At 68.8% G+C, this 14838-nt stretch carries 13 protein-coding genes; 12 read left to right on the top strand and 1 reads right to left on the bottom strand.

The window, feature by feature from the left end; translation table 11 throughout:
• The first annotated feature begins 12 nt into the window (after positions 1–12).
• The 12 genes from der (at position 13) to HMPREF2826_RS07325 (ending at position 13868) form a co-directional block, all read left to right on the top strand.
• A complete protein-coding gene (der, locus tag HMPREF2826_RS07380; RefSeq protein WP_070640614.1) occupies positions 13–1335 on the top strand; it encodes a ribosome biogenesis GTPase Der in 1323 nt (440 codons plus the stop codon).
• A complete protein-coding gene (locus HMPREF2826_RS07375; RefSeq protein ID WP_246824715.1) occupies positions 1332–2021 on the top strand; it encodes a glycerol-3-phosphate acyltransferase in 690 nt (229 codons plus the stop codon). Before der ends, HMPREF2826_RS07375 begins: the two co-directional genes overlap by 4 nt.
• Position 2022: 1 nt before the next feature.
• A complete protein-coding gene (locus HMPREF2826_RS07370; protein WP_083307329.1) occupies positions 2023–3042 on the top strand; it encodes an NAD(P)H-dependent glycerol-3-phosphate dehydrogenase in 1020 nt (339 codons plus the stop codon).
• A gap of 8 nt (positions 3043–3050) precedes the next feature.
• Positions 3051–3728, top strand: a complete 678-nt coding sequence (gene rpe, locus HMPREF2826_RS07365; RefSeq protein WP_070640611.1) for a ribulose-phosphate 3-epimerase — start codon at positions 3051–3053, stop codon at positions 3726–3728.
• Between the two features lies 1 nt (position 3729).
• Positions 3730–4908 carry a cysteine desulfurase family protein gene (locus tag HMPREF2826_RS07360; RefSeq protein WP_070640609.1) on the top strand — a complete coding sequence of 393 codons (1179 nt, stop codon included), beginning with the start codon at positions 3730–3732 and terminating at the stop codon, positions 4906–4908.
• 26 nt (positions 4909–4934) lie between these two features.
• The gene (locus HMPREF2826_RS07355) at positions 4935–5660 is read left to right on the top strand and encodes a zinc ribbon domain-containing protein (protein WP_070640607.1); all 726 of its coding nucleotides are present in this window, start codon (positions 4935–4937) and stop codon (positions 5658–5660) included.
• Positions 5657–6907: a bifunctional phosphopantothenoylcysteine decarboxylase/phosphopantothenate--cysteine ligase CoaBC gene (coaBC, locus tag HMPREF2826_RS07350; protein WP_070640605.1), complete on the top strand. Its 1251-nt coding sequence runs from the start codon at positions 5657–5659 to the stop codon at positions 6905–6907. Before HMPREF2826_RS07355 ends, coaBC begins: the two co-directional genes overlap by 4 nt.
• Positions 6908–6957: 50 nt before the next feature.
• Positions 6958–7797, top strand: a complete 840-nt coding sequence (locus HMPREF2826_RS07345) for a deoxyribonuclease IV (protein ID WP_210389003.1) — start codon at positions 6958–6960, stop codon at positions 7795–7797.
• Complete coding sequence (locus HMPREF2826_RS07340; RefSeq protein WP_070640601.1) at positions 7798–9594, top strand: ABC-F family ATP-binding cassette domain-containing protein; 1797 nt, start codon at positions 7798–7800, stop codon at positions 9592–9594.
• Between the two features lie 14 nt (positions 9595–9608).
• The gene (locus HMPREF2826_RS07335) at positions 9609–11357 is read left to right on the top strand and encodes an ABC transporter ATP-binding protein (protein WP_070640599.1); all 1749 of its coding nucleotides are present in this window, start codon (positions 9609–9611) and stop codon (positions 11355–11357) included.
• Positions 11357–13219, top strand: coding sequence for an ABC transporter ATP-binding protein (locus HMPREF2826_RS07330; protein ID WP_070640597.1), 1863 nt, complete (start codon positions 11357–11359; stop codon positions 13217–13219). Before HMPREF2826_RS07335 ends, HMPREF2826_RS07330 begins: the two co-directional genes overlap by 1 nt.
• An 82-nt stretch (positions 13220–13301) precedes the next feature.
• Positions 13302–13868 carry a cysteine hydrolase family protein gene (locus HMPREF2826_RS07325; RefSeq protein ID WP_070640595.1) on the top strand — a complete coding sequence of 189 codons (567 nt, stop codon included), beginning with the start codon at positions 13302–13304 and terminating at the stop codon, positions 13866–13868.
• Between the two features lie 24 nt (positions 13869–13892).
• On the opposite strand, the gene HMPREF2826_RS07320 is transcribed toward HMPREF2826_RS07325, so the two are convergent.
• Positions 13893–14675 (bottom strand): GntR family transcriptional regulator, encoded by a 783-nt coding sequence (locus HMPREF2826_RS07320; RefSeq protein WP_070640593.1) that lies wholly within the window; start codon positions 14673–14675, stop codon positions 13893–13895.
• Positions 14676–14838 lie beyond the last annotated feature (163 nt).

Genomic DNA, 14838 nt, shown 5'->3' with positions numbered 1-14838 from the left:
AGGGGGAGACGCATGCCCAAGCCCAAGGTAGCCATCGTCGGCAGGCCCAACGTGGGAAAGTCGACGCTCGTCAACAGGCTCGCGGTGAGCCGCGAGGCCATCGTCCACGAGTCGCGCGGCGTGACGCGCGACCGCTCGTATCATGACTGCGACTGGAACGGTCGAGAGTTCACTCTCATCGACACCGGCGGCATCGAGTCCGTCAGGAGCAAGGACGCGTTCGCACCGCGCATCCGCGAGCAGGCGCTGGTCGCCTGCGACGAGGCGGACGTCATCGTCTTCGTGGTCGATGGCAGCGTGGGGGTCACCGACGAGGACGAGGAGGTCGCCCGCGTCGTGCGCGGCGCCCGCAAGCCGGTCCTGCTCGTCGTCAACAAGGTTGACGATCCCTCGACGCTGCTCGACAGCTGGAACTACTACTCGCTGGGCGCGGGCGAGCCGCGTCCCATCTCGGCGGGCCACGGCCATGGCACGGGCGACCTGCTCGACGAGGTCGTGGCGATCCTGCCGGAGGGGGACGAGCCGGAGCGTGACGAATCGGTGCTCAACCTTGCCATCATCGGCAGGCCCAACGTGGGAAAGTCGTCGCTCGCCAACCGACTCGCCAAGACGAATCGCTTCATCGTCGCCGACCTCTCGGGCACCACGCGCGACGCCACCGACGTCATGATCAGCTGGAAGGGGCGCACCATCCGCCTGGTGGACACTGCGGGCATGCGCAAGAAGACCCAGGTCCACGAGGACGTCGAATACTACAGCCTCGTGCGGGCCCTGGCCGCCATGGACGAGGCCGACGTCTGCCTGCTGGTGATCGACTCCACGGTGGGCGTCACCGAGCAGGACCAGAAGCTCCTGGGCATGGCCGTGGACCGGGGCTGTGCTGTGGTGATCGTGCTCAACAAGTGGGACCTCGTCGACACGGACGAGCGCCGCGACCACGTCATGGACTCCCTCGCCGCGCGCATGGGCTTTGCCTCCTGGGCGCCTGCGATCAACGCCTCGGCGCTCACGGGCAGGTCCATCGACCGCGTCCTTGCGGCCGCCCTCAAGGCCGACGCCGCCCATGCCATCGAGATCAAGACGAGCCAGCTTAACGCCCTCATCACCAAGATTCGCGAGAGCGGCCATACCGTCACGGACAAGGGCCGCCGCCTCAAGGTTCGCTACGGCACCCAGACCGGTCGCCGCCCGCCCGCCCTCACCTTCTGGTGCAACGCCCCCGACCTGGTGAACGACAACTACGAGCGCTTCCTGGAGAATCGCCTGCGCGCCGCTTTCGACTTGGAGGGCACGCCCCTGCGCCTGCGCTTCAGGAGGAAGGACGAGGCAAAGTGACGAGCTCACTCATCCTGACGACGCTGTCGTGCATGCTGGGCGCCTACCTTCTGTGCGGCATCCCCTTTGGCCTCATCGTGGCAAAGGGGTCCAAGGGGCATGTTGATGTCAGGACCGTCGGCTCGGGCAACATCGGCATGACCAACGTCGCGCGGGCGGCGGGCGCCAAGGCCGCGGCGGCCACCTTCCTCCTTGACATGGGAAAGGGCGCCCTCTCGATGGCGGCAAGCCGTCTTGCCCTCGCCCATGTGGCGGGCGTCCCTGCCGGCGAGCTGGGCGCGACCGGCGCGCTCGCGCCACTTGCGGCCCTCGTCTTTCTCGCCTGCGTCTGCGGGCACGTCTTTTCGCCCTACCTGCGACTCAGGGGTGGCAAGGGCATCTCGGTTGGCTTCGGCGCGGGTCTGGTGCTCCTGTGGCCCATGTCGCTGGCCGCGCTCGTCATATTCCTCGCCTGCGTCGTTCCCACGCGCTACGTGTCCCTGGGGTCGGTGGCGGCGGCCGTCACCATGCCGTTCGTTGGCCTGCTGTTGGGCATGAGGCCGCCGGCGGCGCTCGTGGTGGCCCTCGCCTGCGCCGTCGTCGTCTGGCGGCACAAGGACAACATCCTGCGCCTGCGGCAGGGGAGCGAGCGTCGCCTTACGAGGCGGGAGGGCGCCGGACGGCGCGACGAGGGGGAGGGGAAGTGACGTGATAGGAAAGGTGCTGGTCATAGGCACGGGGTCCTGGGGCACCGCCGCAGCGGGGCTCGCCGCCGTCAACTGCGCCCAGGTCGTCCTCTGGGCACGCTCGCTCGAGGTCGCCCGGGGCATCAACGCCACTCGCAAGAATCCCCGTCACCTGCGCTCCTATCTGCTGCCACCCAACGTGACCGCCACGCACGACCGGGAGGAGGCGGCCTGCGGTGCCGAGGCGGTCGTGGTGGCCGTGCCCTCCAATCATCTGCGCTCTGTGCTGAAGGGGTTTACGGGCCTCATTGACGCCGAGGTGCCCGTCGTGGTCCTGACCAAGGGGATCGAGCCCAGCTCGCACCTGCTCATGTGCGAGGTCGTCGCGGACGTCCTGGGCGGCGAGGCGCGCGTCTGCGCCCTCTCGGGCCCCAACCATGCCGAGGAGATCAGCCAGGGCATGGTGTCCGCCGCCGTCGTGGGGTCTGCGAGCGACCGGGTCGCCGGCCTCTTTCAGGAGCTCTTCCTCAACCCGCACTTCCGCGTGTATCGCACGGACGACCTCAGGGGTGTCGAGGTCTGTGCGGCCGTCAAGAACGTCATCGCCATAGCCTGCGGCCTCTCCGTGGGCTACGGGATGGGAGACAACGCCACGGCGGTGCTCATGACGCGCGGTCTCGCCGAGATGAGCCGCGTCGTGCATGCCCTGGGCGGCAACGCCATGACCTGCATGGGACTGGCGGGCATGGGAGACCTCGTCGTCACCTGCTCCTCGGGGCATTCGCGCAACCGGACGTTCGGCGTGTCGCTTGCGCGGGGCGCGACGCTCGAGGGCTTTGAGCGGAGCACGGGGATGGTCGTCGAGGGCGCTCGCGCCGTCATCAGCGTCCGGGAGCTCTCGCGTGAACTTCACATCGAGACGCCCATCACGGCGGCCGTTCACGCTATCCTCTATGAGGGGCAAGGTTTCGAGGACGCGGCGCGCATGCTGCTCGCCCGCATACCCGACGAGGAGTTCTACGGACTGCCCACAAACGAATAGGGGAAGCTATGACGAGCGATGACGTACTGGTCGCACCTTCGGTGCTCTCTGCCGACTTCACGCGCCTGCAAGAGGAGCTTGATGACGTCAGGGGGGCCGATCTTCTTCACTTTGACGTCATGGACGGGCACTTCGTGCCCAACCTGTCCTTTGGGGTCGCCATCGCCCAGCAGGTCAAGCACTCAAGCTCCCTGCCCCTTGACGTCCATCTCATGGTCGAGAACCCCGAGGAGGTCGTTCCCTGGTTCCTTGAGGTCGGCGCCGACGTCGTGACCTTCCACTGGGAGGCTCAGACCCATGCCGAGCGCCTCGTTGACCTCATTCATCGCTCCGGCGCCAAGGCGGGCGTCGCCCTCAACCCCGCCACGCCCGTCTGCTGCCTCGAGAGCATCATCGACGAGCTTGACCTCGTCCTGGTCATGACCGTCAACCCCGGCTTCGGGGGGCAGGGGTTCGTGGAGGGCTGCCACCGCAAGCTGCGTCAGCTGACGGGCATGTGCCGCGATCACGGCGTCGAGCCCCTCATCGAGGTTGACGGCGGCATCAAGGCCGCCAACGCCTCCCAGGTGGTGCGCGACGGCGCGCGCGTCCTCGTCGCGGGGTCGGCCGTGTTTTCGGGCGACCGCGCCCGCAACGTCGAAGACATCCGTCGCGAGGCCCGCCTGGGCTTGCAAAGGAGCGTCTAGCGTGTCCGCGCCCGACCCCAGGCGCCTCGTCTACCTTGACTACGCCGCCTCCGCACCGATCAGGCCCGAGGCCCTCGATGCCGAGCGCGCCTACGAGGCCTCCGAGATCGCCGGTGTCAACCCCAACTCCCTCCACACGCTGGGACGTCGCGCGGCTCGCGCCCTCGACGGCGCCCGACGTGACGTCGTCAGGGCCCTGGGGGGCGGGTTCAGGCCCCAGGATTTCATCCTCACCTCGGGCGGCACCGAGTCAAACAACCTCGTCCTGTACGGCCTGGCCCTTGGCGCGCACGGTCGGGACCGCGCGCGCCGGCGCGTGGTCATCTCGGCCATCGAGCATGACTCCGAGCTGGACGTGGCGCCGTCCCTGCGCGACGCGGGCCTCGAGGTCACGCTCGTGCGACCCGGTGTGGACGGGTCGGTCTCGGCCGCGGCGCTCACGGACGCGCTCGGGCCCGACGTGGCCCTCGTCTCCGTCATGTGCGCCAACAACGAGACGGGCGTCGTCCAGCCCGTGGACGCCCTCGCCCGAGCGGCCCACGACGCGGGCGCCCTCATGCACGTCGACGCCTCACAGGCCTTCGGCCGCATACCCCTCGTGCTTAACGACGTGGACGCCGTGACCCTCGCGGCGCACAAGATCGGCGGCCCCGTGGGCGTGGGCGCCCTGGTCGTGAGGAGCCGCTGCCCGCTGCGGCCCCTCACCTTCGGCGGGGGACAGGAGGCGGGCAGGCGGCCGGGCACCCAGGACGTTCGGGGTGCCCTGGCCTTCGCCGCCGCGGCGCGGGCCGTCTGCGCGCGCCTCGACGACACGCGCGTTGTCGTCTCGTCTCGCGCGCAGAGGCTCTATGACCGCCTGTGCGCCGAAGGGACGGGCATCGTCCCCACGACGACGGCCCAGATGGGCCCCGACCGCCTTCCCGGCATCGTTTCGGTCATGACGGGCCGCCTCGACTCCGAGACGCTCGTGCTCAAGCTTGACGAGCGGGGCTTCGAGGTCTCAGCGGGCTCGGCCTGCTCCTCGGGCTCGCTCGATGCGAGTCACGTATTGTTGGCCATGGGCATACCGCGCGAGCTGGCCCTGGGTGCGCTGCGCATCTCGTTTGACGAGCGCGTGAGCCCCCAGGACCTCGACCGCCTCGCCGACTGCCTGCTGGGCATCGTCGCAGACGCACGCTAGGCGTGCGCCTCACCTAAGGGAGGGACATGAACGATTACGAGGCGCTCCTTTCGCTGCAGGACATCGACCTCAGGCTCATCCGCATCAGCCGCCAGCTCAAGGCCATGCCTCAGGAGCGGAAGATTCAGATGAACGGGCGTTCGCGCAAGCGTCTTGCCAGCGAGCTCTCGAAGATCGTGGGGCTGCGCAAGGACGCGCAGATGGAGCTCGACGAGGCCGACGAGGCCCGCGCCCATCTGGTGGACGTCCAGGCCGAGGTCCGCGAGCGCGCGCTCGCGGAGATTGACCATCGTCAGATCCTGAGCTTCGAGGAGCAGCTCTCCTCGCTTGCCAAGAAGATGGAGAAGAGCGACCACGGGCGCCCTGCCAGGCTTGAGGCCCTTCGCAAGCTCGAGCGGGCCGAGTCGAACACGCACGCGCTGCTCGAGCGTCTTGACGAGCAGAAGCGCGCCCTCGAGGCGTCGCTGAAAGACGAGTCGGCCGACCTGATGGGCGAGGCCAAGGAGCTCGCCGAGCGGCGCCGGGCGCTGTCGCGCGTCGTGGGCCCTGAGGTCATGGGTCGCTACGAGGCCGCGCTCAGGCGCTTCGGCGGCCTCGCCGTCGAGCGCCTTGACGGGGCGATGCCCAGCGTCTGCAGGGTGTCGCTCAGACCGAGCCAGGTCGCGGCCCTCGTCAGGGGCTCCGCCATCGCCGAGTGCCCCTACTGTCACCGCATGCTCGTGACGACGTCTGCGGCGGGAGAGGGAAAATGATGAGCGAGACGAGTACGGCGGCGGAGCGTCCGGCCTCTCGCGCTCCCCACGTGCTGCTCGCCGTGAGTGGCGGCATCGCTGCCTACAAGGCCTGCGAGCTGCTTCGCCTGCTTCAGAAGGCGGGCTGCGACGTGCGGGTGGTCATGAGCGAGGACGCCGCGCGTTTCGTCGGCGTCGCCACCTTCCAGGCCCTGAGCGGGCACCCCGTCGTCATGAGCCTCTTTGGCGACGCGTCCGACCCCATCCCGCACATCTCCCTGTCCGACTACGCCGACCTGTGCGTGGTGGCACCCGCCACGGCCAACGTGATGGCAAAGATGGCGGCCGGCATCGCGGACGACGCGCTCACCACGACGCTGCTTGCCGTGCGCTGTCCGGTCCTGATGGCGCCCGCCATGAACGTCCACATGTGGAACCACCCCGCCACCCAGGCAAACCTCAAGACGCTCCTGGGCCGCGGCGTGCAGGTCGTCGATCCCGCTAGCGGCCTGTTGGCCTGCGGCGAGACGGGGCAGGGCAAGCTCGCGGCCGTCGAGGACATCGCCGCCGCCGCCCTGACGCTCGTGACCCGTTTTGCCGCGGGCGCCCTGGCGGGCCGTCGGGTCGTCGTCAACGCCGGGCCCACGCATGAGGCCATCGACGCGGTGCGCTTCATCGCAAACTCCTCCACGGGCAAGATGGGCTATGCGATCGCCCGCGAGGCCGCCCTTCAGGGGGCCCAGGTCACGCTCGTCTCGGGCCCCTGCGCCCTGCCTGCGCCCGCCGGCGTGCGCAGGGTCAACGTGGTCTCGGCGGCTCAGATGCTGACGGCCACGTGCGAGGCCTTCGACGCCGCCGACGCCGCCGTCTGCGCCGCCGCGGTGGCCGACTACACCCCCGCCCGCCCGGCCGACCACAAGCTCAAGAAGGGTCGTGAGCCGCTGCGCGCGGTGGAGCTGAGGCAGACCGAGGACATCCTGGCGACGCTTGCCGAGCGCAAGGGCTCGCGCGTGGTCATCGGCTTTGCCGCCGAGACGGACGACCTCATCGCGAACGCCCGAGACAAGCTCGCTCGAAAGGGGGCCGACCTCATCGTGGCCAACGACGTCTCGCGCCCCGACTCGACGTTTGGCTCCGACACCAGTCGCGTCGCCCTCGTCGGGGCAGACGGTGTGGAGCAGCTGGACACGCTCCCGCTCGCGGACGTCGCCCGCGCCGTCGTCGGCAGGCTGGCGCGGCTCCTGGGGACGAGGGGGCGCCTGACGTGACGCGGCTGAGCCTGGGCTGTCACGTGTCCTGCGCCCGAGGCTACGAGGCCATGGGCAAGGTCGCCCTCTCGCTGGGGGCGACGACCTTCGCCTTCTTCACGCGCAACCCTCGCGGCGGTGCCGCCAAGCCCTCCGCTCCTGACGACGTCCGTGCCCTGCGCACGCTTCTGGACGAGGAGGGCTTCGGGCGTCTCGTCGCCCATGCGCCCTACACCTACAACCTCTGCTCCGCCAGGCCCGACGTCGTGGACTTTGCCCGGCGGGCCATGCGCGAGGACCTCGAGCGCCTCGAGGCCCTGCCCGGCGGCTACTACAACCTGCATCCGGGCAGTCACGTACGACAGGGTTGTGACCGAGGCATCGAGCGCATCGTCGAGGGTCTCAACGAGGTCCTCGTGCCGGGACAGCGCTCGATGGTGCTGCTCGAGACCATGGCGGGCAAGGGCACCGAGGTGGGGCGTAGCTTCGAGGAACTCGCGCGCATCCTGGAAGGCGTGCGATACCCCGAGCTCGTGGGCGTGTGCCTTGACAGCTGTCACGTGCACGACGCCGGCTACGACATCGCCGACGACCTTGACGGCGTGCTTGACGAGTTTGACCGCGTCATAGGCCTTGACCGCCTCAAGGCCCTGCACCTTAACGACTCAAAGAACCCCCGCGGGACGCGCAAGGATCGCCACGAGCGCATCGGCGCCGGGCATCTGGGCCTGGCGTGCTTTGGCCGCATCGTCACGAACGAGCGGCTCGCGCGGCTGCCCATGATCCTGGAGACCCCTAACGACCTTGAGGGGTACCGTCGCGAGATCGCCCTTTTGCGCTCCCTCGCCGCCGAGGGGATGCCCGAGGGCAGCGCGCCGGCGCGACGAGGGACGAAGGAGGGGAACGCGTAGGTGGGCATCCTCATCGGACTGGAGAAGGTCTTCCACGAGTGGCCGGGCAAGAAGGTGCTCGAGGGCGTGACCATCGGCGTCAACGAGGGCGACCGCATCGGCATCGTGGGCAAAAACGGCGACGGCAAGTCCACCCTGCTTGACGTCATCGCGCGCGCCACGCGTCCCGACGCCGGCACGGTCACCTATCGCAACGGCATCAGGCTGGGCTTCCTGGGGCAGACGGACGCCCTGAACGACGATGACGAGGCCCTCTTTGCCATCGTGGGCGACGTGCCGGAGTATGAGTGGGCCTCCGACGCCCGGGTCAGGTCCATCATGGAGGCGCTCGTCGCGGACGTCGGGCGGCACCAGAGGGTGGGGGCGCTCTCGGGCGGTCAGCGGCGTCGCGTGGACCTCGCCCGCGTCCTCATGGGCGACTGGGACGTCCTCGTCATGGACGAGCCCACCAACCACCTGGATGTCCAGGCCATCACCTGGCTGGCGGGCCACCTGCGGACGCGCTGGGCCGACGGCGCGGGGGCGTTCATGGTGGTCACGCACGACCGCTGGTTCCTTGACGAGGTCTGCGAGCACATGTGGGAGGTCCATGACGGCGTCATCGACCCCTTCGAGGGCGGGTACTCGGCGTACGTCCAGCAGCGGGTGGAGCGCCAGAGACAGGCCGCCGTCATGGAGGAGCGTCGGCAGAACGTCCTGCGCAAGGAGCTCAACTGGCTCGCCCATGGCGCCAAGGCGCGCAGCTCCAAGCCGAAGTTCAGGGTGGACGCCGCCCGCGCCCTCGTCATGGGCGACCCGCCCCTGCGCGATCAGGTCGAGCTCAGGCGCCTTTCCGTGGGACGCCTGGGAAAGCAGGTCATCGAGATGAGGGGCGTCTGGGCCGGCTACGGCGACGAGGTGGTCCTCGAGGACGTCAGCTGGCTCATCGGCCCCGGCGAGCGCATCGGCATCCTGGGCGAGAACGGGGCGGGAAAGTCCACTCTGCTCAAGCTCATGACGGGCAGGCTCCTGCCTCATCGCGGCTACGTGAAGGTCGGCAAGTCGGTGCGCTTCGGCATCCTCTCGCAGGACCTCGACTTCATGCACGAGCGGGACGACTGGCGCCTGAGCGAGCTCGTGGCCAGCTACAAGCGCTTCGTGCGCATCGACGGCAAAGACACGAGCGCCGATCAGCTGCTGGAGCGCCTGGGCTTTGGGCGGCGCGAGTGGCCAACCCGCGTCCGCAACCTCTCGGGCGGGCAGCTGAGGCGCCTTGCCATCATGTGCGTGCTGCTCGAGGAGCCCAACGTGCTCGTGCTGGACGAGCCCGGCAATGACCTTGACACCGACATGCTGGCCGTCCTCGAGGACCTTCTTGACGGCTGGCCCGGCACCCTTCTGCTCGTGACGCACGACCGCTACCTCATGGAGCGCGTCACGGACGACCAGTATGCCCTCATGGGGGGAGGGGTGCGCCATGTCCCGGGCGGCGTTGACGAGTACCTTGCCCTGCTGGGGGAGCAGGGCGCCCAGGACCACGAGTCCGCCCGACCTTGTCTCGAGCGCGCGCAACGGCCCAAGGCGGGCCTCGGCAACGTCGAGCGCCGCGAGCTCAAGAAGCGCCAGGGCGCCGTCTCGCGGCGCCTCGAGAGGCTCCGGGACGCGCTCGACGAGCTGCGCGGGCGCATGGCCGCCACTTCCGCGACCGACTACGAGGCCCTGATGGCGCTGCAGGCCGAGCTTGACGCCACGTCGGGCGAGATCGCGGGCCTGGAGGACGAGTGGCTCGAGCTCGCGGAGCAGCTGGACATCGACTAGGGACGGAGGATGGCGTGAGGGAGCTGCTGAGGCGCTTCGTGTTCTCGAGCTACCGCGGCCGCGTCGTGGTCGGGGTTCTCTGCAAGGTCGTTGAGGTCGTCTTTGACCTTATGACGCCGCTCGTCGTGGCGCGCATGATCGACGAGGGGGTTAGGGGGCGTGATGGAGGCCTCGTGCTGCGCCTGGGCGCCCTCCTCGTGCTCTTTGCCCTGATTGGCTACGGATTCACCCTGGTCTGCCAGAAGATGGCGGCCCTCGTGTCCCAGGGGACGGGCACCGACCTGCGCGCCGCCCTCTATCGCAAGGTCAACGAGCTGTCCTCGGCCGACGTCGACCGCTTTGGCATACCCTCGCTGGTGACGCGCGTCACCAGCGACGTCAATCAGGTGCAGGTGACGGTGGCGCTCGGGGTGCGTCAGCTCATCCGCTGGCCCCTTCTGGCCCTGGGCTCCATGGTGGCCGCCCTCGTAATCGACCTCAGGCTGGGGTTGGTGTTTCTCGTCTGCACCCCGGCCATAGGCGTGGTCTTCTGGTGGGTCACGAGCCGGTCGGTCCCCCTCTTTCGCGCCGTGCAGACCAAGCTGGACAGCATCGCCCGCATCACGCGGGAGTCACTCGCCGGCGTGCGCGTCATCCGCGCGTTTGGCCAGGACGGGCGCGAGGAGGCTCGGATGGCTCGCGCCGCCGCCGCCCAGGCGTCCACGGCAATCGCCGTGGGACGCCTCTCGTCGCTGCTCAACCCGGCCACCCTTCTCGTCATGAACCTAGGCGTCGTGGCCATCCTCTGGTCGGGAGCCCTGCGCGTGGACGCCGGACAGCTCACCCAGGGACAGGTCATGGCCTTCGTGAACTACATGGCACAGACGCTCGTCTCCGTGGCCTACGTGGCCAACCTGGTCGTGACCTTCACGCGCGGCGCGGCCTCGGCCGGCCGCGTCATGGAGGTCCTTGACTGCGAGGTAACCCTCGATGACGCCGGCAACGCCGAGGTCGTCGCAGCCACCAATGCGCCGGCGGCATGCGCCCTGGAGCTTGAGGGGGTCTCCTTCACCTACGCGGGCGCCCCCGCGCCCGCGCTGAGCGACATCTCCCTGCGTCTGAGGGCGGGCGGCACGCTCGGCGTCATCGGCGGCACCGGCTCGGGCAAGACCACGCTCGTCTCGCTGCTCCCGCGCCTCTATGACGTCAGCGCCGGGGAGTTGCGCGTCTTTGGGACCGACGTGCGCGACTATCCCTTCGGCCAGCTGCGGTCCCTTGTCTCGATCGTTCCCCAGAAGGCCTCCCTCGTCTCGGGCACCATTCGCAGCAACCTCGTCTGGCGCGACCCGACCGCCGACGACGAGGAGCTCTGGGCGGCTCTCGAGCTGTCCCAGGCGGCCGACTTCGTGAGGGCGAAGCCCGACGGCCTTGACGCGCGGGTCGAGACGGGCGGCAGGAACTTCTCCGGCGGTCAGCGGCAGCGGCTCACGATCGCCCGCGCCCTCGTGGGCGCCCCCCGCGTGCTGGTGCTCGATGACGCGGCCTCGGCCCTGGACTTTGCCACCGACGCGCGCCTTCGCGCGGCCTTATCCGGATTGGGAGACCGTACGACCTGCGTCATCGTGTCACAGCGAGTGTCGGCGGTCATGGGAGCCGACCAGATCCTCGTCCTCGATCACGGGCGTCCGGCGGGTCTGGGCCCGCATCGCGAGCTTGTGGCGAGCTGCCCGCTTTATCGCGAGATCTGCCTCTCGCAGCTCAGACCCGAGGAGGTGGGCGCCTGATGGCCAACCCGTACGCTGCCGGCGGCTCCGGCGCCGCCATGCTCGCGAACGTCCGGGGCGACCTGGGCGGGGGACCTGACGCCATGCTGGACGGGGAGGGGGGTGGCGGCTACCCCGTGACGGTCGTGGCGCGTCGGCTTTTTGCCTACGTGCGTCCCCACCTCGCCGCGCTCACGGGCGCCTTCGTCGCCTCGACGGCCTCGGTGCTCCTGCAGCTCTACGTCCCCATTCTCGTGGGCCGCTCCATCGACTGCCTCGTCGGCGCCGGCAGGTCCGACCTGGCGGGACTCGCGCCCGTCCTGCGCGAGCTCGCCCTCGTCGTCGTTCTTGCCGCCGCCTTCCAGTGGCTTGCCGGCTACTGCACGAGCCGCCTGAGCTATCTGACGATTCTCGACCTCAGAGTGGACGCCTTCGCAAAGCTGCGCCGCCTGCCGCTCTCCTTCATGGACGCACATGCCCATGGCGACCTGCTGCAGCGGGTGGCCACCGACGTTGACCTCGTGGGGGACGGCCTTCTTCAGGGGCTGACCCAGCTTTTTGGCGGCATCGTCACGATCGTGGGCACCCTCTGCTTCATGTTCTCGCTCTCCGTACCGGTGGGGCTGGTCGTTATGGTAGTCACGCCCCTCTCGATCGTGGTGGCCGGCGCCATCGCGCGTCGCTCGGCGTCGAGCTTTGCCGCGCAGCAGCAGACTCAGGGACAGCTCGGCGCCTACGTCGAGGAGATGGTCACAAACCAGAAGCTCGTCCTGGCCTTTGCCCGCGCCTCTGCCTGCGAGCGGGAGTTTGGCGCCATCAACGCTCGCCTGTACGAGGCGGGCCAGCGCGCCCAGTTCGTGAGCTCGCTCTCGAACCCCTCCACGAGGCTCGTGAACAACGTCACCTACGCCATCGTGGCCGTGGTGGGCGTGAGCTGCGTGATCGTGGGATGGCCCAGCGTGCTCACCGTGGGACAGGTCCAGAGCTTTCTCTCGTACGCCAACCAGTACATGCGCCCCTTCAACGAGGTCTCCGCCGTCGTGACCCAGGTCCAGTCCGCCTTTGCGAGCGCACGTCGCGTGTTTGCCCTGCTTGACGCTGCCGAGCTGTCCGCTGACCCCGTGCCGGGCGCGCGCGTCGCGCATCCTCGGGGCGCCATAGACGTCGACCACGTGGATTTTTCCTATGTGCCCTCCCGTCCCCTCCTGCGCGACGTGTGCCTTCATGCCGAGCCCGGCAGCCGCATCGCGCTCGTTGGCCCCACCGGCTGCGGCAAGACGACCCTCATCAATCTCCTCTTGCGCTTCTACGAGGTCGATGCGGGCAGCATCAAGGTGGACGGCATCGACGTGAGGGACATGACGCGCGCGCACCTGCGCTCCCTCTTTGGGATGGTGCTCCAGGAGACCTGGCTCTTTGAGGGAAGCGTGCGCGACAACATCGCCTACGGCCGACCGGACGCCAGCCCTGCGGAGGTCGAGGACGCCGCCCGCAGGGCCCATGCGCACAAGTTCATCATGCAGCTCCCCCAGGCGTACGACACCCTGCTGGGTGAGGGCGGCGGCTCGCTGTCACAGGGGCAGCGGCAGCTGCTCTGCATCGCTCGCGTGATGCTCGCCGACCCCGTCATCCTCCTTCTTGACGAGGCCACGAGCTCCATCGACACCCGTACCGAGCTTCAGGTGCAGGACGCCTTCGACACGATGATGGAGGGACGCACCTCGCTGGTCGTGGCCCATCGCCTCTCGACCATCCGCGCCGCTGACGTGATCCTGGTCATGAGAGACGGGCGGATCGTGGAGCAAGGGACGCACGAGGAGCTGCTCGGGGCGGGGGGCTTCTATGCCCACCTGTACGAGAGTCAGTTTGAGGGTGTTCGCTAGGCACGACGCGGGCGGAAAGTCGCGGACCCAAGTTCATGCCGGCCGCCGCCCTGACAGTTGACATACGAAGAGGGGAGCAACCATGCAGATCACGAGGACGAGGACGGCCCTGCTGGTCATCGACGCCATCGAGGCGTCGGACGCAGTCTATGAGCCCGACCGAGCGACGGCGGCGTATCGCGCGGGCGTCGCGCGAGTGGTGGACGCCTGTCACGAGGCTGGCGTGCCGGTGCTCTTCTGCAACGACGCGCATCTTCCGGGGCTGGACCAGGAGCTGAGGCTGTGGGGAGACCACGGCATCGCGGGCAGGACGCGCATCTTTCCCGAGATCGATCGCAGGGAGGGGGACCGCATCGTTCCCAAGCGGCGCTACTCGGCCTTCTTTGGCACTGACCTTGATCTGACCCTGCGGGAGCTGGGCGTGACCTGCGTCATCGCGGTGGGGGCTGACACCAACATCTGCGTGCTCCATACCCTCGCCGACGCCTACTTCCTCGCCTATGACTCCATCGTGGTCGAGGACGCCACGCTCACCTTTCTCTGCGGCACGCAGGAAGGGGCGATCGAGCACTGCGTGAAGTGCTATGGGAGCCAGATCGTGAGCGTCGCCGAGCTCGTCGGCGCGCTCGGCGAGCACACGACTGCCTGACGGCCGCGCCTGTCGGGCCGGAGCCTAGGTCGTGATCTTTGACACGGTCGTTCCGTGCGTGTCCAGCGTCAGCTGGAAGCGATTGCGGTCAGCGCGCAAAACGATGACCGAGGCCTCGAAGGGTCGCCCGTGCGCGTCGAAGGTCGTGCGTAGCGTGCGCAGGGCGGCCATCCCGGGCGACAGTTCCAGGGCGGAGGCCTCGCGGGCGTCAAGGTTGATGGCCTCGTAGACCTCGACCGCCCGCGCGGGCATGCGGCCCGACGCCTCGGCGATGAGGGTGTAGAGCGACGACTCCAGGGCCTTCTCGTCGATCTTGGGACAGACGGCGACGGGGACGTAGGCGACGACGTACTGCAGGGGCTTGCCGTCGGCGTAGCGAACGCGGCGAATCTCCCAGACCTCCGTCCCGTCAGGCACGTCCAGCCGTCTGGAGATGCCGGCCCTTGCTTTGACGCGCCCGAGGCGCAGCACCTTTGAGCTCGGGACCTTGCCGAGCGCGGATATCTCGGCCGTGAAGTTGAAGGACGTCTCGAGCGTGTGATACTGGCGCCGGTAGATGACGAAGGTGCCCCGTCCCCGCTTGCGAATCACGTGCCCCTCCCTTACCAGGTCCGCGAAGCAGCGTCTGACGGTGCCGCGCGAGAGCCCGAGCGCGCGGGCGATGCTCTCCTCAGTGGGAAGCGGCGTCGTCTCGTTGAGCGCGCGCGTGGCGACGACCTGCAGGATGCGCTCCTTGAGCTGCTGATAGAGGGGGATGGCGAGGCTTGGGTCAAGCGGCTCGGCAGCCAAGGCGGCAAGGGGGTCCATGGGAGCTCCTTATAATGACAGTTAGTACATAATGTACTGTACATACTAGCGTATTTCTCGTTCAGCCGTCGCAGCGGCGTCAGCCGTCGTACAGTACAGATGGCCGCCTGATGGGCGGCAGACAGACGCCGTCAGGCCCTAGGCCCTAGGCCCAGGGCCCGGC

It is taken from the genome of Olsenella sp. HMSC062G07 (assembly GCF_001811895.1).
Classification (GTDB): domain Bacteria; phylum Actinomycetota; class Coriobacteriia; order Coriobacteriales; family Atopobiaceae; genus Olsenella_F; species Olsenella_F massiliensis.
This window is presented reverse-complemented; position numbering and strand designations above follow the sequence as displayed.

Coding starts and splice junctions, on each gene's coding strand:
- der (WP_070640614.1), top strand. CDS start 13: ATGCCCAAGCCCAAGGTAGCCATCGTCGGCAGGCCCAACGTGGGAAAG.
- rpe (WP_070640611.1), top strand. CDS start 3,051: ATGACGAGCGATGACGTACTGGTCGCACCTTCGGTGCTCTCTGCCGAC.
- HMPREF2826_RS07355 (WP_070640607.1), top strand. CDS start 4,935: ATGAACGATTACGAGGCGCTCCTTTCGCTGCAGGACATCGACCTCAGG.
- coaBC (WP_070640605.1), top strand. CDS start 5,657: ATGATGAGCGAGACGAGTACGGCGGCGGAGCGTCCGGCCTCTCGCGCT.
- HMPREF2826_RS07345 (WP_210389003.1), top strand. CDS start 6,958: ATGGGCAAGGTCGCCCTCTCGCTGGGGGCGACGACCTTCGCCTTCTTC.
- HMPREF2826_RS07330 (WP_070640597.1), top strand. CDS start 11,357: ATGGCCAACCCGTACGCTGCCGGCGGCTCCGGCGCCGCCATGCTCGCG.
- HMPREF2826_RS07325 (WP_070640595.1), top strand. CDS start 13,302: ATGCAGATCACGAGGACGAGGACGGCCCTGCTGGTCATCGACGCCATC.
- HMPREF2826_RS07320 (WP_070640593.1), bottom strand. CDS start 14,675: ATGGACCCCCTTGCCGCCTTGGCTGCCGAGCCGCTTGACCCAAGCCTC.